A 17,626-nucleotide genomic window follows, 5' to 3' on the forward strand; every position below is an offset into this window, starting at 1 on the left:
TAGCCCGCATGGAGCCCGCAGGGCGGAATGCGGGACCCCCGGGCGCAAGCGCCGCCCCGCATTCCGTTTCACTTCATGCGGGCTACGGGGCAGAAGGCCGTCCCCCGCCCCCTCGCGCAGCCGCGCCGGACCCACTATCTTGCAGGCGACGCCGCTCGCACCGAAAGAGCCCCGATGACCGCCACGACCTCCCTGATCGACCGCGCCGGACTCGACCGGACCCATGTGTCGCGCCTGATCTCGCGCGGGCTGGAGGGGGCCGACGACGGCGAGCTCTATCTCGAATACCGCCAGTCCGAGATGCTGATGTTCGACAACGGGCGCCTCAAGCAGGCGACCTACGACACCACGCAGGGCTTCGGGCTGCGCGCCGTCAAGGACGAGGCGGTCGGCTACGCCCATTCCTCCGACATGTCCGAGGAGGCGATCGGCCGGGCCGCCGACGCCGTCAAGGCCGTCAAGGGCGGCTACTCGGGCACGCTGGCGGCCGCCCCGGCGCGCACCAATGCCAAGTTGTACACCGATGCCAATCCGCTCGCCGGCATCGCCTTCGCCGAGAAGGTGAAGCTCTTGGAGGCCATGGACGCCTACACGCGGGCCAAGGATCCGCGGGTGCGCCAGGTGACGGCCAGCGTCGCGGCGTCGTGGCAGGTGGTCGAGATCGTCCGCCCCGACGGCGAGAGCTATCGCGACGTGCGGCCGATGGTGCGGGTCAACGTCTCGGTCGTGGTCGGCGACGGCGACCGCCAGGAGACCGGCAGCCACGGCTATGGCGGACGCGCCACCCTGGAGCAGTTCGTCGGCGAGGCGGCGTGGCGCGGCGCGGCCGACGACGCGGTACGCCAGGCGCTGGTGAACCTCGACTCCGTCCCGGCCCCGGCCGGCGAGATGGACGTGGTGCTCGGCCCCGGCTGGCCCGGCGTGATGCTGCACGAGGCGGTCGGCCACGGGCTGGAAGGCGACTTCAACCGCAAGAAGACCTCGGCCTTCGCCGGCCTGATGGGCCAGCAGGTCGCCGCCAAGGGCGTCACCGTGGTCGACGACGGCACCATGGGGTCGCGCCGCGGCTCGCTCTCCATCGACGACGAAGGCACGCCGACCAACCGGACCGTGCTGATCGACGACGGGATTCTCGTCGGCTACATGCAGGACCGCCAGAACGCCCGGCTGATGGGCATGCGGCCCACCGGCAACGGGCGGCGCGAAAGCTTCGCCCATGTGCCGATGCCGCGCATGACCAACACGCTGATGACGGCCGGCGACCGCGACCCGGAGGAGATCCTCGCCTCGGTGAAGAACGGGCTCTACGCGGTGAGCTTCGGCGGCGGTCAGGTCGACATCACATCGGGCAAGTACGTCTTCCAGTGCACCGAGGCGTACCGCATCGAGGACGGCAAGGTCGGCGCGCCCGTGAAGGGCGCCATGCTGATCGGCAACGGGCCGACCGATCTCCATCGCATCAGCATGATCGGCAACGACCTGGCGCTCGACCACGGCATCGGCACCTGCGGCAAGAACGGCCAGGGCGTGCCGGTCGGTGTCGGCCAGCCGACTCTGCGCCTGGACCGCATCACGGTCGGCGGCACCGGCTGACGCAGCGGCGCCGCGCGCCATCCTGCCGCGAAGAGTCGTTCGGGCGCAGGCCGCGCTTGCTGCCCTCGCCGACCATGGTATTGCTGGGCGCAGTCGGAATGCTTCGAAATCGTTTCGGAGCGGCGCGCGTGCCCGAGCCGGACATGGTCGATTCTGCGCTCGTGATCGCTTCGCCGTGGCCGCGCTGCGGCAGCGCGAACATCTTCGCGGCGCAGTGCCTCTACCTCGCGACCCGCGGATTCCGGACCGCGCTGCTGCTCGGCCCGCATCTCCCGATCCATCGCGCGAAATACCGCGGCTATTGGGACGGGATTCTCGATGCGATGCGGTACGACGGGGTCGATCTCGTCGCCCGGGCCGCAGTCGACCGGCGGATGCGACGCGGGCGCTCGCTGAGCTACTTCCAGTGGCTCGCCGCCGGCCGCGACTCGCAGCTCGCCGTGATGGACCGCTACACGGCCGCAGCCGTCCCGCCCGACACGATCGGCGACTTCCTGGACGCCCATCCGCCGCGCGTCGTGCTCGTCAATCACTGCTTTCAGATGGGGCTGGCACGGCGGATCCTGCACCGGCTCGCGCGTTCCGGCCGCCCGCGGCCGCTCGTCCTGCTCGAGACCCACGACGTGCAGGCCGCGCTGTACGCCGACGGCCGGATCGACAACGTCTTCACCAGACGTCCCGACGCGCGTGCCCGGCTCGACCAGGACGAGCTCCGGCTGTCCGCCGGCGCCGACGCCTATACGCATGTGACCGAGGGCGACATGGCCTATTTCGCGCCCCGCCTGCCCGGGCGCCATCACCTGGTCCACGCGACCCTGACGCCGGCGACCGAACGCCGGCTGCTCGAGGTGCGCGCGGCGGAGCAGCCACGATACGACTTCGCCTTCGTCGGCGACACGAACCCGGGGAACGAGGCGAGTCTCGTCTGGTTCCTGAGCGAGGTCGCCCCGCATCTCGATCCGTCGTGCCGCATCGCCATCGCGGGGCGCATCGGCCCTCGTGTCGCGGAGGTGCGTCCCGACCTGTTCGCCCGCCACAGGGACTGGTTTCTCGGGCAGGTCGCCGACGTGATCCCGGTCTACGAGCAGACCGCCGTGATGATCATTCCGACCCGGTTCGGCACCGGCATCTCGATCAAGACCATCGAGGCGCTGGCGGCCGGCCACCCGATCGTCGCCACCGAAGCGGCGCTGCGCGGCCTTTGGGGGAACGCGCGGCCGCCCTCCATCGTCTGCGCCGAGGACGGCATCGGCTTCGCCCGCGCCATGACGGAGACGCTGCGTCGGCGCACCGAGCTGCAGGGCGCGTCGCGGGCGCTCTATCGCGCGCAGTTCTCCAATGACGCGTTCTTCGCGCGCTGGGACGCGGTGCTGTCGGGCGGCGTCGTGCCGGAGCGGTCCGCTCGCGTCCCCGATCTCGCCGCGATCCGGTGCTAGCCAGCCGGATCGCGTGATCTGCGGAGACCCGTCCCATGCCCCATCAGGATCGACCGTCGTCATCCAGGCCGCTGCGCCCCTGGCTGCGCAGCCTCGGCGAGATCGCGGCCGCGCTCGTGGTGATCACGGTCGGCAAGGCGGCGATCGCCGAGCCTTATTACGTGCCGTCCGGCTCGATGGAGCCGACGCTGCTGATCGGCGACGGGCTGCTCGCCACCAAGTATCCTTACGGCTACAGCTCGGCGTCGCTGCCGGCGAGCCTCGTGCTGCCGCGCACCGAGCGGCTGTTCGGCGCCGTGCCGGAGCGCGGCGACATCGTCGTGTTCCGCTGGTCCGGCGACCGCTCTCAGGTGTGGGTGAAGCGGGTCGTCGGCCTGCCGGGCGAGCGCATCGAGATGCGGGCCGGCCAGCTGTGGATCGACGGGCGCCCGGTCCGCCTGCAGCCGGATGGCGAGAGCGCCATCGAGAACGGCGACGGCTCGACCATTTCGGCGCAGCGCTATGTCGAGACGCTGCCGAACGGGCGCGAGCATCCGATCCTGAAGCTCGCCGGCCGCCAGCCCCTCGACGACATGCCGGCCGTCACGGTGCCGCCCGGCCATCTGTTCGTGATGGGCGACAACCGCGACGACTCGGCCGACAGCCGGGTCGCGGTCGACCAGGGCGGCGCCGGGGCGCTGCCGGTCGCGGACGTGATCGGCCGCGTCGATGCGGTGGTCGGCTCGTGGAATCCGGCGGTGACGCGCGGCCCGGCCTGGGAGTGGCCGGCGGGCCTGCGGCTGTCGCGCTTCTTCAGCGCCGTGCGCTGAGACCGTCCGGCACCGGCGTCACGCCTCCGCGGGGGCGCGCACCGGCAGGCTGTAGGCGGCCGGCGACAGGGTGCTGCCGATGCGGCGGACGCTGTGGCTGATGCCGCAGAGCCGGTTGCACTTGCGCATCTCGCAGCGGATGTCGTTCGCGGACAGCCAGAACTTCCTCAGGTCGCCTTCGGCGCGCAGCGGCACGCCGCGGAAGTCGGTCGAGAAGCACAGGCGCGCCGTGCCGTAATGGTCGACCATCACGTTGCGCTCGTAGGTGTTGCAGATGTGGGCGCGGGTGCGGGTCGGCGCGCCCCAGCCCTTCTCGTAATGCTGCCCCGCCGCGATCGACTCCACATACATGCGCACATTGGCGAGCCAGACCGGATTGAGGCCGAGCCCGAAGCGCTCGTCGCAGCGGCGGATCTCGGCGACGAGGTCGTCCGGATCCATCTTGTGATGGGCGGCGAAGAAATGATCGACCTCGGTGTCCCCGAACGACGGCTGCAGGAAATTGAGCTTCAGCTTGTCGGCCTTCAGGTCGTTGAGCACGAAGTCGTAGAACGGCTCGAGCTCGCGATGGTTCTCGTCGAAGATCAGCCCCATCACATAGATGCGGCTGGTGCTGCCGGTGCGGTCGCGCGCCGCCTTCAGCAGCCGGACGGCGCGGCACGCCTTGTCGAAGGCGCCGGGCACGCCACGGGTGCGATCGTGCAGATCGGGACGGTGGCTGTTGAGTGAGATCGAGATCTCGTGCGGCCCTTCGGTCACCATCCGCTCCGCCATCGCGTCGGTGCGGATGCGCGTGCCGTTGACCACCGACAGGCAGGTCAGGCCGACGCTGCGGCAATGGCCGGCGACGTCGAAATAGTCCTCGAGATCGAGCATCGACTCGCCGCCGCAGATCACCACGGCACCGGCGGGATTCATGGCGGCGAACTCGGAGAGCACGCGGCGGCGGCCGGCACGGTCCAGATAGTTCGCCTTGTCGGCGTCATCGGTGTGCCAGAAGCTGCAGTGCTCGCATTTGAGATTGCAGCGGCTGTTGATCAGCAGGAACAGGAACCGCGGCGGATCGATGCGCGCATCGAAACCGCCGGTCGGCTCGTCACGCGACATCGCTCGCTTGAGAAAGTGAAACATCGGCTCTCCCGCTCGCAACCTGGCCACCGGCACCGACGAACGCACGTCCGACACGCTCAGCGGCGCTTGCGCCTCAGCCAGCGCCGCTTGAAGCCCTGGAGCCGCCGCCGCCGCATCCAGGCCGACAGCACCGCATCACCGACGGCCGTGGCCAGCGCATCCCGGTTGCGAGCCACGGCAGCATCCAGAGTACCACGCCGGCCACCCACGGCAAGATAGGCGTCGATCTGCTCCAGCACGGTCCAGTAGGTATCGAGAGACCAGAAACGCACCACCATGGCGGGCGCATCGCGCGTGTACATCTCGAGCAGCGAGGGTACGATCTGATCAGACAGCTCCGACCCGGTGCGCATCTCGCGCACATTGGCGAGCTGGGCGTGCCGCGTGCCGCGGTTCTCGCCGTGCAGGTTGTAGACCGACAGCGGCCGGTCGATCAGCACGCCGCCGCAGCGCTGCCCGATGGCGATGCAGAAGAACGTATCGGCGCAGATCGTCAGGCCGGCGAGCTCCGGAGACCGCACGAACAGATCCACGGCGTCGCGCCGGAACATGTTCGCGGTACCGGGTGACCAGCACCAGCCGAGCTGCCCCGCCGGGACGTGAACCAAGCCGTCGAGCACGTCGGGACCGGGGCGGTCGAGGGTCCACGGGCCGGCGGGTGCCGGCGGCACCGGCCGGTACCGGCCCGCCGGGCCGGCCGTGTCCCGCATCACGTGGTCGTTCAGGGCCTGCCCCGTGCAAACGACCAGACGGCCGTCCACGACCTGATAGATGTCGCTCGACGACAGCCCAGGATGGCTCCGGGCCGACAGATGGACATAGACATGGGTGGCGACGAAATCCTCGGACAGAAGGTCGTCGGCATCCATGAAGACGACGTACTGGCCGCGGCTCGCCTCGAAGCCGGCCCGGCAGGCCGCTCCCTGGCCGCCGTTCTGGTCGCGCCGGATCACCACGAGGTCCGGCCACTCGGCCTGGATCGCCGCCAGCACGGCCGAGCTGTCGTCAGTCGACGCGTCGTCGACCACGATGCACTCAGTCGCCTGATAGCTCTGGGCCCGGACCGAGCCGACCGCCGCGGGCAGGAACCGACCGTAATTGTGGTTGGTGACGACGATGCTGACCAGCGGAAGCGGAAGCTGCATGCATTGGTCCTGGGCCGCAGGGGGCCGGCCCGCCTCGGCCACCGGAAGGTGATTGGCGACCGGTGAAGCTCCGTGTTAGTTTGTTTCTGTAAAATTCAGAACCGTTGCGCGCAAGCGCGGAAAAAAACTGCCTGCATGGTCGCTTCCGCGCTCGTCGTCGCATCGCCCTGGCCCCGGTCCGGCAGCGCCAACATCTTTTCGGCCCAGGCCCGCTATTTCGCCTCCCGCGGCTACAAGACGGCGATGCTACTGAGCCCGCATCTCGCCGTCCAGCGAAGCAAGTACACGCACGTCTGGGAGCACGCCCGCGCCACCATGGCGAGCGGCGATCTCGACCTGATGTGTTGCGCCACCGCCACCGGCCGGATGAAGCCATGGCGGTCGCGGAGCTTCTTCGAATGGCTGGCGAACGGCCGCGACTCCCAGCTCGCCGTCATGGCGCGCTACAGCGCCGCCAACGCGCTGCCGCCGGAGCTCGACGCGTTCCTCGACGCGCATCCGCCCCGCGTCCTCCTGGTCAATCACTGCTTCCAGATGGGAATGGCGGCCACCGTGCTGCGCCGCCTCGCCGCCCGCGGCCTGCCGCGCCCGCGCCTGGTGCTGGAGACTCACGACGTCCAGGCCGACCTCTACGCCCGGGGCCGGGTCGAGAACGTGTTTCGTCGCCAGCCGGACGAGTGGGCGACACTCGCCCGCGACGAGCTGCGCGTCGCCACGCCGGCCGACATGTTCACGCATGTGTCGGAGCGCGATCTCGCCTACTTCTCGGCACGGCTTCCCGGCCGGCACAATCTGGTGTTGGGGACGCTCGCCCCCGCCGCCGAGCGCGAGCTGCTGGCGATCGGCGACCCAGGCCCGGAGGCGTACGACTTCGTCTATGTCGGCAACAACAATCCCGGCAACGAGGTCAGCCTGATCTGGTTCTTGAACGAGGTGGCGCCGCGCCTCGACCCGTCCGTGCGGGTCGCCGTCGTCGGGCGCATCGGCCAGCATCTGAGCGCGATGCAGCCGGCGCTGTTCGCCCGCTGGGCGCACTGGTTCGTCGGCGAGGTCGAGACCGTCACCGCCATCTACGAGCGGGCCGGCGTGGTGATCCTGCCGACCAAGTTCGGGACCGGAATCTCGATCAAGGCGATCGAGGCCCTGGCGACCGGACGGCCCGTGGTGGCGACGTCGGACGCGTTGCGGGCCCTGCCGGCGGGGCTGCACTGCGACGCCATCGCGCGCGCCGACGAGGCGGCCGACTTCGCCGCGGCCATGGCGGATGTCCATGCCCGCAGGGCGACGCTGCGCGGGCTGACCCGCGACATCTATATGCAGCGGTTCTCCAACGGAGCCTTCTTCGCCCGCTGGGACGCGGTGCTGGCCGATGTCCCGACCGGGATCGCCGCCGCGCCGCAGGCCGAACGCCCAGGCGACACGTCGCCTCCCGCCTCGACCCGGCGGTGCGCGCTCGCCTGACCCGCGGCGGTCACGAGCCCAGCAGGCGCCGCGCCCAAGCGAGCGTCGGGGCGGCGTCGAGGAAGGCCCGCACGCGATCCCGCACGGCCGGCGTGATGCCGTCGCCGCCGACCGCCGTCGCCACCATCACGTTGCACTGCGCCGAGAAGGCGACGGCCAGCACGATGCCGGCCGGATCGCGGCGCGCGCCGAGCGCATAGGCCCGGCTCCAGCCGACCATGTCGCCGACCGGATGCGGACGGCCCGACTCGGCGGGGCCGTAGGCCGGCGCGAGCAGATCGACGTCGCCGACCCGGTCCATCTCCTCGTCGTCGGCGACGCCGGTCGTACAGTTGCAGAAGCCGATCTTGGGGCGGACATAGACGGCGATGTCGCTGCCGCAGTCCGCCGCCGCGCAGCGAAACGCCCGGCCTGTTCCCCACTGGTCCATCGGGAAAGGCCACGCGGTCTCGGTCCAGCGCGGTTCGGCGGCGCCGTGTCGAGGCGCCTCTGCGCGGCCCGGCGCAGCAGGACCGTCGCTCGCGAGCGTCGTCGCGAGCAGCAGCGCGATACCGAGCACGACCGCTGCTCGTGCGACGCTCGTCGATGGACCCGTCGATCTCATGTGGGCTCCCGTGGCGCGCGGCGCGGCGCGTTCTCTGGAACGCCTCCTCGGGGCGTTCTCCTGGCGAGACCAACCGGCATGATCACCTGCACGATCGCTCCTGTCGAGCCCCGCGCGGTGGTCGATCTCCTGTATATGCAAACTTACGACCCTCCTCCCCGGTAGCCGCATGGCTCGACCGCGATCGATTGCGTCCGCGGATCGAGATGCGTATCGTCGTGCAAAACGAACATCGACGAACAACGATCGAAGAAGACTAGGGAGGACGTCCATGATCAGAACCAGCACCACGACTCTGTCCGCCGTATGCCTGCTCGCGCTGCCGCTCGGGCTCGCGTGCGGCGCAGCAAACGCCGAGCAGATGCAGAAGCTCGGCGCCCCGCCGGAAGCCATGAACATGCGGCTGGTGGGACACAGCGACCTGCAGGCGCGCAGCGCCTATCAGCCGACCATCGCCAAGCAGGGCGACCGCTACATCGCCTATGTGGGCCACCACGGCGGCACCGACGCGATTCCGAAGCCGGTCAATCCGACCACCGGCCAGCCGGAGTTCAACGGCACCTCGATCGTCGACGTGACGGATCCGAAGAACCCGAAATACCTGAAGCACCTGCCGGGGCTCGAAGGCCTCTACGAGGGCGGCGGCGGCCAGATGACGCGAGTGTGCGCCGGCGCCGCGCTGCCCAAGGGCGACCGCAACAAGTTCTATCTGCTGCGCGTGTTCGGCGGCCAGGCGCACGAGATCTACGACGTCACCGATCCGGCCGATCCCAAGCTGCTCAGCCGGCTCGACGGCCTGCGCGACACCCACAAGAGCTTCTGGGAGTGCGACACCGGCATCGCTTATCTGGTCTCCGGCGCGCCCGGCTGGCGCACCCGGCGCATGACCCAGATCTACGACCTCTCCAATCCGGCGGCGCCGAGGAAGATCCGCGACTTCGGCCTGCCCGGCCAGGAGCCGGGCTCGACCGGCAACGTGCCGACCGAGCTGCACGGTCCGATCTCGACCGGCCAGGCCGGCAACCGCGTCTATTTCGGCTACGGCACCAACAAGGGCGGCATCATCCAGATCGTCGACCGCCAGAAGCTGCTCGAAGGGCCGGCCGAGCCGACGCCCGATAACCTGAGGCTGCCCGAGGTCGGCCGGCTGGAGACGCCGCTCAACGGCGCCCACACGGTGTATCCGCTTCTCAAGATGCCGATCGCCGAGTTCAAGAACGACAAGTTCGGCGCCACCCGCGACATCATCATGATGGTCGACGAGTCGCTGATCAACGAATGCGGCGAGGGCGAAGCGCGCCAGATGGTGTGGTTCGTCGACGTGACCATCGAGCGCCGGCCCATGGTGATCTCGAACTACACCGTGAAGGAGGCGAGCGGCGACTTCTGCTCGCGCGGCGGCCGCTTCGGCTCGCACTCCTCCAACGAGAGCACGGCCCCGGTGTTCAACAGGAAGCTCGCCTTCATCACCTGGTTCAACGCCGGCGTCCGGGCGCTCGACATCCGCGATCCGTTCAACCCGCGCGAGGTGGGCTACTTCATCCCGTCGATCACCGAGGCGACCGACAAGCGCTGCGTCAAGGTGAACGGCGAGGACCGCTGCAAGGTGGCGATCCAGAGCAACAACGTGGAGACCGACGACCGCGGCTACATCTACGTCGTCGATCGCGCCAACACCGGCATGCACATCCTCGAGGTGACGGGCGAAGCCCGCAACATCGCCGGCCTGCAGTGAGGCGACGCGGCGAACGAACGCCATCCCCCTGATGGCTCTCGGACGCGGTACGACGCGCCGCGTCCGGGACCTCGACCCTCACACCTTGATGTCGAGCACTCGCCCGACCGTACCGGCCGGCACGGTGGTCGCCGACGCCGCCGGAGCCGTGGCGGAGGGCGGCTTGCTCTCCGGCGGCGGGGTGGCGCCGCCGGCCTTCACGGCGCGCTCGATGACGTCGGTCAGGGTGCGCTCCTGGTAGGAGGACGCCGTGTCGGGCGCCACCTTGGCGAAGCGCTGGGTCATGTCGGACTGGGCGCGCCGTACGGCGTCGAGCCAGGCGGCGGTCAGTCCCGTGGTGATCTCCATGGCGGCGGTCTCCCGGTCGCACAACCTGTCCGTGCCATTGCGGGCCGCGACCAGTTGACGAGTCCTGAACGACGGGGCCCCGCGCCCGGCCCTCCTCGCTGCGGCGGTTAACGAGTCCTTGTCCCCCCGGCCGCCGCCCGGGCGTCGCCGCCAGCATGTGCGAAAAGGCGTGAATTCGCGGTCGCGCCGGCCCGACTTCCCCCCTACAAGGAAGCATGCGCCAACCGGCCCTCCTCACCATGTCGCCCGGCGACTGGGCGATGCTCGTCGCCCTCTCCACGTTGTGGGGCGCCTCCTACTATTTCGCCAAGGTCGCGGTGGCCGAGATCCCGCCGATGACGATCTCGCTCGTCCGGGTGGTGGTCGCCGCGCCGATCATGCTGGCGCTGTGCTGGCGGGCCGGCGAGCTGCGCCAGATGCCGCGCTACTGGGTGCCGTTCCTGGTGATGGGCTTCCTCAGCAACGCGGCCGCCTTCGCGCTGATCTCGTGGAGCCAGATCCGGATCGGCAGCGGGCTCGCCGCCGTGCTCAACGCGACGACGCCGCTGTTCGCCATCGTGCTGGCGCATCTCACCACGCGGGACGACCGCATCACCCCGGCCCGCTCGGTCGGGCTGCTGCTCGGCCTGATCGGCGTCGCCGTGATGATCGGGCCGGGCGCCATGGCCGGCTTCGGCGGCCACATCGGCGGCGAGCTCGCCTGCCTGCTGGCGGCGTTCCTGTACGCGGTCGGCGCCATCTACGCCCGGCGCTACAAGCACCTCTCGCCCAATGTGATGGGCGGCGGCCAGGCCGTCGCCGCCATCGTGCTGATGCTGCCGCCCGTGCTGCTGCTCGACCAGCCGTGGACGTTCGGAGTGCCGTCATGGGCGACCATCGCGGCCCTGCTGGCGCTCGGCGCCTTCTCGACGGCGCTGGCCTATGTCCTGTACTTCCGCGTGCTGTCGCGGGCCGGCGCCACCAACACGCTGCTGGTGACGTTCCTGATCCCGGTCAGCGCCATGCTGCTCGGCACCGTGCTGATGGACGAGCGGCTGGAGCTGCACCAGATCGCCGGCATGCTCGGCATCGCCGCCGGCCTGCTCGCGATCGACGGGCGGATCTGGAGGGCTTTCGTCGCGTGGCGGGGACGGCGGAACAATTCCTAGGGGGGCGAAGCGAAGCGTGCCCCCCGCTGCCCGATGCCGATCGTGTCACCGCGTGGGCCCGGCGCGTTCCGCGCCTTCCCACCCTACGGATCGACGACCCGCGTCACCGGGTCGGGACGGGCTTCTCGCCGCGATAGTCGTAGAAGCCGCGCTGGGTCTTGCGGCCGAGCCAGCCGGCCTCGACGTACTTCACCAGCAGCGGGCAGGGCCGGTACTTGGAGTCGGCCAGCCCCTCGTGCAGCACCTGCATGACCGACAGGCAGATGTCGAGGCCGATGAAGTCGGCGAGCTGCAGCGGGCCCATCGGATGGTTGGCGCCGAGCCGCATGGCGACGTCGATCGCCTCGACCGTGCCGACGCCCTCGTACAGCGTGTAGATCGCCTCGTTGATCATCGGCATCAGCACGCGGTTGACGATGAAGGCCGGGAAGTCCTCCGACACCGCGACCATCTTGCCGAGCCGCTGGCAGAACGCCTTGGTCGACTCGTAGGTGCCGTCGTCGGTGGCGATGCCGCGGATCAGCTCGACCAGCTCCATCAAGGGAACCGGATTCATGAAATGGATGCCGATGAAGCGCTCCGGCCGGTCGGTCGCGGCGGCGAGCCGGGTGATCGAGATCGACGACGTGTTGGAGCCGACCATCGCGTCCGGCTTGAGGTGCGGGCAGAGCTGGACGAAGATCTTGCGCTTGACGTCCTCCTTCTCGGTCGCCGCCTCGATGACGAGGTCGCAGTCCGTGAAGCCGTCGTAGCTCTTGGCCGGAACGATCCGGGCCAACGCGCCCTGGCGCTGCTCCTCGGTGATGCGGTTCCGCCGCACCTGCCGCGACATGTTGCCGTTGATGGTCGCCAGCCCCGCCTTGATGCGGTCCTCGGACACGTCGTTGAGCACGACGTCGAGTCCGGCCAGGGCGCAGACATGGGCGATGCCGGTGCCCATCTGCCCGGCCCCGATCACGCCGACCTTGTTGATGTTCGTCATCTGATCTTCCCGACGGAGCCGACGTCCCAGGTGTCCCGACCCGTATCCCGGCCCGCATTCCATCCGTCGGGAGCGACGGACGCGGCCGCGAACCGGGATGCTCTTATACTGCCAGTCTCGCTCCCCCGCCACGTCCGTGATGATGCCGCCCGGCGGCGGCGCCGGGCGGCACGGACCGGGCACGACGGCCCGCGATCGCGGGGCCGAACGTCACTTGCCGATCTTGGCGAGCTCGTCGGAGAGCTCCGGAAGGATCTTGAACAGGTCGCCCACCAGGCCGTAGTCGGCGACCTGGAAGATCGGCGCCTCCTCGTCCTTGTTGATGGCGACTATGACCTTGGAGTCCTTCATGCCGGCGAGATGCTGGATGGCGCCCGAGATGCCGACCGCGACATAGAGCTCCGGGGCGACGACCTTGCCGGTCTGGCCGACCTGCCAGTCGTTGGGGGCGTAGCCGGCGTCGACGGCGGCCCGCGAGGCGCCGACCGCGGCGCCCAGCTTGTCGGCGACCGGCTCGATGTACTTGGCGAAGTTCTCGCGGCTCTGCATGGCGCGGCCGCCCGAGACGACGATGCGGGCCGAGGTCAAATCCGGCCGCTCGGACTTCGACAGCTCCTCGCCGACGAAGCGCGAGAGGCCCGGGTCGTCGACCGCCGCGACCGGCTCGATCGGCGCCGTGGCGGCGCCCTGCCCGGTCGCCTGGAACGACGAGATGCGGACCGTGATCACCTTCTTCGGATCGCGCGAGCGCACCGTCTGCACGGCACTGCCGGCATAGATCAGCCGCTCGAACGTGTCGGGCCCGAGCACCTTGATGATCTCGGAGATCTGCATGACGTCGAGGAGCGCGGCGACGCGCGGCATGACGTCCTTGCCGATCGCGGTCGCCGGCATGACGATCGCGTCGTAGGCGGGGGCCAGCGAGACCAGCAGCGCCGCCACCGGCTCCGCCGTCTGATGGGCGTAGCGGGCGTCGTCGGCGACCAGCACCTTGGCGACACCGTCGAGCTTGGCGGCGGCCTCGGCCGCTCCGGCCGCGCCCTGGCCGACCACCAGCACATGGACGTCGCCGCCGAGCGCGCGCATCGCGGTCAGGGCCTTGGCGGTGGCGTCCTTGAGGGTTCCGCCGTCGTGTTCCGCAACCAGAAGGTTCGCCATCTCACAGCACTCCGGCTTCGTCCTTGAGCTTCCCGACCAGCTCGGCCACCGACCCGACCTTGACGCCGCCCTTGCGGCCCGCCGGCTCGACGGTCTTCAAGACCTCGAGCCGCGGCGCGACGTCGACGCCGTAGTCCGCCGGCGCCTTCTCGACGATCGGCTTCTTCTTCGCCTTCATGATGTTGGGCAACGAGGCGTAGCGCGGCTCGTTGAGCCGGAGATCCGTGGTGACGATCGCCGGGCCCTTCAGGGCGACGGTCATCAGTCCGCCGTCGACCTCCCGCGTCACCGTGACGCCGTCGCCGTCGAGCACGACCTTGGACGCGAAGGTGCCCTGCGGCCAGCCCAGCAGCGCGGCCAGCATCTGGCCGGTCTGGTTGCAGTCGTCGTCGATCGCCTGCTTGCCCATGATGACGAGGCCCGGGGCCTCCTCGGCCACCACCTTGGCGAGGATCTTGGCGACCGCCAGCGGCTCGACCACGCCGTCAACCTTCACCAGGATGCCGCGGTCGGCGCCCATCGCGAGGGCGGTGCGGATCGTCTCGGCCGCCTGGGCGGCGCCGATCGAGACCGCGACGATCTCGGTCGCCTTGCCGGCCTCCTTCAGCCGGATCGCTTCCTCGACGGCGATTTCGTCGAAGGGATTCATCGACATCTTGACGTTGGCGAGCTCGACGCCGGAGCCGTCCGGCTTCACCCGCACCTTGACGTTGTAGTCGACGACCCGCTTGACCGTGACAAGGACCTTCATGCTGCAAAACTCCCGCGGCGGCGGCGCAAACTATGGCCGGGGTCCGGGGCTGTCAACGCGCCTGCGCCGCGCCGCAGCACACCGGACCGCCCGACCGGAAAACCTTCAAGGCGTGACGAAATTCGTCGTCCGCCGGGACGCCGGCGGGCGGCCTCTCAGCGGTTCTGGCCGGGCTGCCACAAGACGTCGCCGGCGCCCCGGTCGTTGCACCAGCGCGCCGCCACGAACAGGAAGTCCGACAGGCGGTTGACGTATTTGAGCGCCGGCGCCGAGACCGCCTCGCCTTCCGTGTCGGCGAGCTCCGACATCAGCCGCTCGGCCCGCCGGCAGACGGTGCGGGCGACGTGCAGGGCGGCCGCCGCCGGGGTGCCGCCGGGCAGCACGAAGGAGCGCAGCGGCGCGAGGTCGGCATTGAGCGTGTCGATCTCCCGCTCGAGCCGGGCGACCTGCTCCTCGGTCACGGCGAGCCGCGCGCCGCCCGGGCCCTTGCCGCCGGACGGCATGCACAGGTCGGCGCCGAGATCGAACAGGTCGTTCTGGATGCGCTTCAGCATGGCGTCGAGCACCGGCTCGGCCGCCGTGGAGAGGCGCACCATCCCGAGCGCCGCATTGGCCTCGTCGACCGTGCCGTAGGCGGCGATGCGCAGGTCGTGCTTCTTGCGGCGCTCGCCGGTGCCGAGGGCGGTGGTGCCGTCGTCGCCGGTGCGGGTGTAGATGCGGTTGAGCACGACCATGCGGGGTCTCCGGGCAGCGCGAGTCGGGTGCGGGTGGATGGTGTGCCGGACCCTAGTGGGTTTCGCGCCGGAGGCAAATCCACCCGGCGGACGGCCGCGAGGCGGAGATGCCCCTAGCGCCCCATGGCCCAGATGGTCGCCATGATGACCACGATGGCGACGAGCTGAAGCACGACGCGCCAGCGCATCAGCTTTTGCGAGGTCGACGGCGAGCCGCCGCGCAGCATGTTGGCGAGGCCGAGCAGGAGCACCACGGCGACGGCTCCGATCGCCGCCGGAACCGCGTACATGCTGAGCGCGTGGGCCATGTGGGTCCTTCCGTGTCGTCGGACGTCGTCGCCCGTCCCGTGCCTGGATAGCACACCGGGCGCGCCGCCCTGCCCTCTTGTGCAACGCGGCCCTTTCGAGCCTATACGAAGCGGCGGCCGCGGGTTCCGACGGACCGCCGCCTTCTCCAGCCCGGACCGCCCATGACCAAGCCCCCCGCGCCTCCGAAACCCCGCACGCTGGCCGCCCAGGCCCTCGGCGACATAGAGCCGCAGACCAAGGGGATCGTGCCGCCCGTCCACGTGGCGACCACCTATCTGCGCGACCCGGACAACGCCTATTCGTCCGGCTACGTCTACGGCCGGCCGGACAACGCCACGGTGCGCCAGGCGGAAGGCGTGCTGGCCGCCCTCGAAGGCGCGGCCGCCGCGATGCTGCTCGGCTCCGGCATGTCGGCCGCGACCGCCGCCGTGATGGCGCTGCCGGAGCCCGGGCACATCGCCGCGTCGCAGGTGATGTATTGGGGGTTTCGCGACTGGCTCCTGCGCGAGGCGCCGCGGTTCGGGCACACGGTCGAGATCGTCGACACCACCGATCTCGACGCCGTGCGGGACGCCGTGGTGCCGGGCAAGACCCGGCTGGTGTGGATCGAGACCCCCGGCAACCCGCTGTGGACCATCACGGACATCGCCGCCGTCGCCCAGATCGCCCATGCGGCCGGGGCTCGCGTCGCGGTCGACTCGACGGTCGCAACGCCGGTGTTCAGTCGGCCGCTGGCGCTCGGCGCCGACCTGGTGATGCATTCGGCCACCAAGTACCTCAACGGCCATTCCGACGTGATCGCCGGCGCGCTCGCCACCGCCACCCCGGACGATCCGTGGTGGGCGCGGATCGGCGAGCTGCGGGCTCGCCACGGCATGATCCTCGGACCGTTCGAGGCCTGGCTGCTGCTGCGCGGACTGCGCACCCTCGACGTCCGGGTGCGGGCGCAGTCGGAGGCCGCCGCCCTGCTGGCGACCTGGCTGGGCCACCATCGCGGCATCGAGCGGGTGCTCTATCCGGGCCTGCCGCACCATCCCGGCCACGCCGTCGCGAGCCGGCAGATGACCGGCTACGGCGCCATGATGTCGGTGCAGGTGCACGGCGGCGAGGGGACGGCGATCGAGGTCGCGGCGCGGGTCCGGCTGTGGAAGCGGGCGACCTCGCTCGGCGGCGTCGAGAGCCTGATCGAGCACCGCGCCTCGATCGAGGGACCGGGCTCGCCCTGCCCCACCAACCTGCTGCGCCTGTCGGTCGGGCTCGAGGATCCGGAAGACCTCTATGCCGATCTCGACCGGGCGCTGGGCGGGAGCGGCACATGAGCGGCCGGGTTCTCGTGCTCGGCGCCGCCGGCCGCTTCGGCCGGGTCGCCGCCGAGGCGTTCCGCGATGCCGGCTGGCAGGTCGCCAGCCTGGTGCGCGGCAGCGCGACGCCGCGGGTCGCCCCCGGCACCGAGGTGATCACGCTGGACGCCCGCGACACCGAGTCGGTCGTCGAGGCGGCGCGCGGCGCCGACGTGGTGGTGCACGCCCTCAACGTCCCGTTCTCGCAATGGCAGGCCGAGGCCTTCGGGCTCGCCGAGACGGCCATCGCGACGGCGCGCGCGTCGGGCGCGCTGCTGATGATGCCCGGCAATGTCTACGGCTACGGCACCGGCATGCCGGAGGTCCTCGACGAGACGACGCCGATGCGGCCGACCTCGCGCAAGGGCGCGCTGCGGGTCGCCATCGAGCAGCGGCTGCGGGCCGAGAGCGAGGCCGGGATGCGCGTGGTCGTGGTCCGGGCCGGCGACTTCTACGGCGGCAATGCCGGCGGCTGGATCGACCGGGTGGTGGTGAATCACATCACCCACGGCCGCCTCGCTTATCCGGGGCCGCTCGACGTGATTCACCCCTGGGCCTATCTGCCCGATCTGGCACCGACCTTCGTGCGCCTCGCCGAGCGGCGCGAGGCGCTGCCCGCCTTCGCGGATTTCGGTTTCGCCGGCCACGCCGTGACGGGCGGCGAGCTCACCACGGCGATCGCCAAGGCGGTCGGGCGCTCGTTCAAGATCGACCGCATGCAGTGGTGGATGTTGCGCGTCCTCGCGCCCGTGGTGCCGATCTTCCGCGAGCTGTGCGAGATCGACTATCTGTGGAAGACGCCGCACCGCCTCGACCAGCGGCGGCTCGCCGCGACGCTCGGCAGCGTTCCGCACACGCCCTTCGCGGCGGCGCTCGCCGCCACCCTCCACGACCTCGGCGTCACCCGGCGCGCCTGAGCGCCGGGTCCGCCGAGAGACCGGA

General features: G+C 70.4%; 17 protein-coding genes. 8 read left to right on the forward strand and 9 right to left on the reverse strand.

From position 1 onward, the window contains the following. The first annotated feature begins 174 nt into the window (after window positions 1–174). The 3 genes from tldD (at window position 175) to lepB (ending at window position 3,838) form a co-directional block, all read left to right on the forward strand. Window positions 175–1,593: a metalloprotease TldD gene (gene tldD, locus CH341_RS02210; RefSeq protein WP_111417399.1), complete on the forward strand. Its 1,419-nt coding sequence runs from the start codon at window positions 175–177 to the stop codon at window positions 1,591–1,593. A gap of 143 nt (window positions 1,594–1,736) precedes the next feature. Beyond that, window positions 1,737–3,029 carry a glycosyltransferase gene (locus CH341_RS02215; RefSeq protein WP_146604346.1) on the forward strand — a complete coding sequence of 431 codons (1,293 nt, stop codon included), beginning with the start codon at window positions 1,737–1,739 and terminating at the stop codon, window positions 3,027–3,029. A 35-nt stretch (window positions 3,030–3,064) separates the two neighbouring features. Then, window positions 3,065–3,838 carry a signal peptidase I gene (lepB, locus tag CH341_RS02220; protein WP_111417401.1) on the forward strand — a complete coding sequence of 258 codons (774 nt, stop codon included), beginning with the start codon at window positions 3,065–3,067 and terminating at the stop codon, window positions 3,836–3,838. An 18-nt stretch (window positions 3,839–3,856) separates the two neighbouring features. On the opposite strand, the gene CH341_RS02225 is transcribed toward lepB, so the two are convergent. Both CH341_RS02225 and CH341_RS02230 read right to left on the reverse strand, forming a co-directional pair. Next, on the reverse strand, window positions 3,857–4,969 hold the full coding sequence (locus CH341_RS02225; protein ID WP_210208157.1) for a radical SAM protein: 1,113 nt from the start codon (window positions 4,967–4,969) through the stop codon (window positions 3,857–3,859). Window positions 4,970–5,025: 56 nt separating this feature from the next. Beyond that, window positions 5,026–6,114 carry a glycosyltransferase family 2 protein gene (locus CH341_RS02230; RefSeq protein WP_111417402.1) on the reverse strand — a complete coding sequence of 363 codons (1,089 nt, stop codon included), beginning with the start codon at window positions 6,112–6,114 and terminating at the stop codon, window positions 5,026–5,028. A 135-nt stretch (window positions 6,115–6,249) separates the two neighbouring features. Between CH341_RS02230 and CH341_RS02235 the strand changes: the two genes are divergently transcribed. Further along, window positions 6,250–7,575 carry a glycosyltransferase gene (locus tag CH341_RS02235; RefSeq protein WP_111417403.1) on the forward strand — a complete coding sequence of 442 codons (1,326 nt, stop codon included), beginning with the start codon at window positions 6,250–6,252 and terminating at the stop codon, window positions 7,573–7,575. Window positions 7,576–7,585: 10 nt separating this feature from the next. Here CH341_RS02235 and CH341_RS02240 read toward each other — a convergent pair whose 3' ends face one another. Then, window positions 7,586–8,134 (reverse strand): hypothetical protein, encoded by a 549-nt coding sequence (locus CH341_RS02240; RefSeq protein ID WP_111417404.1) that lies wholly within the window; start codon window positions 8,132–8,134, stop codon window positions 7,586–7,588. A gap of 316 nt (window positions 8,135–8,450) precedes the next feature. Between CH341_RS02240 and CH341_RS02245 the strand changes: the two genes are divergently transcribed. Next, window positions 8,451–9,914 carry an LVIVD repeat-containing protein gene (locus tag CH341_RS02245; RefSeq protein ID WP_425376138.1) on the forward strand — a complete coding sequence of 488 codons (1,464 nt, stop codon included), beginning with the start codon at window positions 8,451–8,453 and terminating at the stop codon, window positions 9,912–9,914. Between the two features lie 78 nt (window positions 9,915–9,992). Here the strand turns inward: CH341_RS02245 and CH341_RS02250 are convergent, their stop codons facing one another. After that, entirely contained in the window at window positions 9,993–10,262 is a 270-nt protein-coding gene (locus CH341_RS02250; protein ID WP_111417405.1) for a hypothetical protein, read from the reverse strand. A gap of 215 nt (window positions 10,263–10,477) precedes the next feature. On the opposite strand from CH341_RS02250, the gene CH341_RS02255 reads away from it, so the two are divergent. Then, window positions 10,478–11,410, forward strand: a complete 933-nt coding sequence (locus CH341_RS02255) for a DMT family transporter (RefSeq protein ID WP_111417406.1) — start codon at window positions 10,478–10,480, stop codon at window positions 11,408–11,410. A 103-nt stretch (window positions 11,411–11,513) separates the two neighbouring features. On the opposite strand, the gene CH341_RS02260 is transcribed toward CH341_RS02255, so the two are convergent. The 5 genes from CH341_RS02260 to CH341_RS02280 form a co-directional block, all read right to left on the reverse strand. Next, window positions 11,514–12,392: a 3-hydroxybutyryl-CoA dehydrogenase gene (locus tag CH341_RS02260; protein ID WP_111417407.1), complete on the reverse strand. Its 879-nt coding sequence runs from the start codon at window positions 12,390–12,392 to the stop codon at window positions 11,514–11,516. A 210-nt stretch (window positions 12,393–12,602) separates the two neighbouring features. Beyond that, the gene (locus CH341_RS02265) at window positions 12,603–13,550 is read right to left on the reverse strand and encodes an electron transfer flavoprotein subunit alpha/FixB family protein (protein WP_111417408.1); all 948 of its coding nucleotides are present in this window, start codon (window positions 13,548–13,550) and stop codon (window positions 12,603–12,605) included. Between the two features lies 1 nt (window position 13,551). Next, the gene (locus CH341_RS02270) at window positions 13,552–14,301 is read right to left on the reverse strand and encodes an electron transfer flavoprotein subunit beta/FixA family protein (RefSeq protein ID WP_111417409.1); all 750 of its coding nucleotides are present in this window, start codon (window positions 14,299–14,301) and stop codon (window positions 13,552–13,554) included. Window positions 14,302–14,456: 155 nt separating this feature from the next. After that, window positions 14,457–15,035, reverse strand: a complete 579-nt coding sequence (locus CH341_RS02275; protein ID WP_111417410.1) for a cob(I)yrinic acid a,c-diamide adenosyltransferase — start codon at window positions 15,033–15,035, stop codon at window positions 14,457–14,459. A gap of 113 nt (window positions 15,036–15,148) precedes the next feature. After that, window positions 15,149–15,343: a twin transmembrane helix small protein gene (locus CH341_RS02280; RefSeq protein ID WP_111417411.1), complete on the reverse strand. Its 195-nt coding sequence runs from the start codon at window positions 15,341–15,343 to the stop codon at window positions 15,149–15,151. Window positions 15,344–15,505: 162 nt separating this feature from the next. Here CH341_RS02280 and CH341_RS02285 point away from each other — a divergent pair, with 162 nt between their 5' ends. Continuing rightward, window positions 15,506–16,663: a trans-sulfuration enzyme family protein gene (locus CH341_RS02285; protein ID WP_111417412.1), complete on the forward strand. Its 1,158-nt coding sequence runs from the start codon at window positions 15,506–15,508 to the stop codon at window positions 16,661–16,663. Beyond that, the gene (locus CH341_RS02290) at window positions 16,660–17,601 is read left to right on the forward strand and encodes an NAD-dependent epimerase/dehydratase family protein (protein ID WP_111417413.1); all 942 of its coding nucleotides are present in this window, start codon (window positions 16,660–16,662) and stop codon (window positions 17,599–17,601) included. Before CH341_RS02285 ends, CH341_RS02290 begins: the two co-directional genes overlap by 4 nt. Window positions 17,602–17,626 lie beyond the last annotated feature (25 nt).

This window comes from Rhodoplanes roseus, assembly GCF_003258865.1.
Classification (GTDB): Bacteria; Pseudomonadota; Alphaproteobacteria; order Rhizobiales; family Xanthobacteraceae; genus Rhodoplanes; species Rhodoplanes roseus.

What these genes read in the sequence shown, in the direction of transcription:
- CH341_RS02245 (WP_425376138.1), top strand. Translation starts at nt 8,451, where the DNA reads ATGATCAGAACCAGCACCACGACTCTGTCCGCCGTATGCCTGCTCGCG.
- lepB (WP_111417401.1), top strand. Translation starts at nt 3,065, where the DNA reads ATGCCCCATCAGGATCGACCGTCGTCATCCAGGCCGCTGCGCCCCTGG.
- CH341_RS02225 (WP_210208157.1), bottom strand. Translation starts at nt 4,969, where the DNA reads ATGTTTCACTTTCTCAAGCGAGCGATGTCGCGTGACGAGCCGACCGGC.
- CH341_RS02260 (WP_111417407.1), bottom strand. Translation starts at nt 12,392, where the DNA reads ATGACGAACATCAACAAGGTCGGCGTGATCGGGGCCGGGCAGATGGGC.
- CH341_RS02285 (WP_111417412.1), top strand. Translation starts at nt 15,506, where the DNA reads ATGACCAAGCCCCCCGCGCCTCCGAAACCCCGCACGCTGGCCGCCCAG.
- CH341_RS02215 (WP_146604346.1), top strand. Translation starts at nt 1,737, where the DNA reads ATGGTCGATTCTGCGCTCGTGATCGCTTCGCCGTGGCCGCGCTGCGGC.
- CH341_RS02290 (WP_111417413.1), top strand. Translation starts at nt 16,660, where the DNA reads ATGAGCGGCCGGGTTCTCGTGCTCGGCGCCGCCGGCCGCTTCGGCCGG.
- CH341_RS02270 (WP_111417409.1), bottom strand. Translation starts at nt 14,301, where the DNA reads ATGAAGGTCCTTGTCACGGTCAAGCGGGTCGTCGACTACAACGTCAAG.
- CH341_RS02230 (WP_111417402.1), bottom strand. Translation starts at nt 6,114, where the DNA reads ATGCAGCTTCCGCTTCCGCTGGTCAGCATCGTCGTCACCAACCACAAT.
- CH341_RS02280 (WP_111417411.1), bottom strand. Translation starts at nt 15,343, where the DNA reads ATGGCCCACGCGCTCAGCATGTACGCGGTTCCGGCGGCGATCGGAGCC.
- CH341_RS02255 (WP_111417406.1), top strand. Translation starts at nt 10,478, where the DNA reads ATGCGCCAACCGGCCCTCCTCACCATGTCGCCCGGCGACTGGGCGATG.
- CH341_RS02265 (WP_111417408.1), bottom strand. Translation starts at nt 13,550, where the DNA reads ATGGCGAACCTTCTGGTTGCGGAACACGACGGCGGAACCCTCAAGGAC.
- tldD (WP_111417399.1), top strand. Translation starts at nt 175, where the DNA reads ATGACCGCCACGACCTCCCTGATCGACCGCGCCGGACTCGACCGGACC.
- CH341_RS02250 (WP_111417405.1), bottom strand. Translation starts at nt 10,262, where the DNA reads ATGGAGATCACCACGGGACTGACCGCCGCCTGGCTCGACGCCGTACGG.
- CH341_RS02275 (WP_111417410.1), bottom strand. Translation starts at nt 15,035, where the DNA reads ATGGTCGTGCTCAACCGCATCTACACCCGCACCGGCGACGACGGCACC.
- CH341_RS02235 (WP_111417403.1), top strand. Translation starts at nt 6,250, where the DNA reads ATGGTCGCTTCCGCGCTCGTCGTCGCATCGCCCTGGCCCCGGTCCGGC.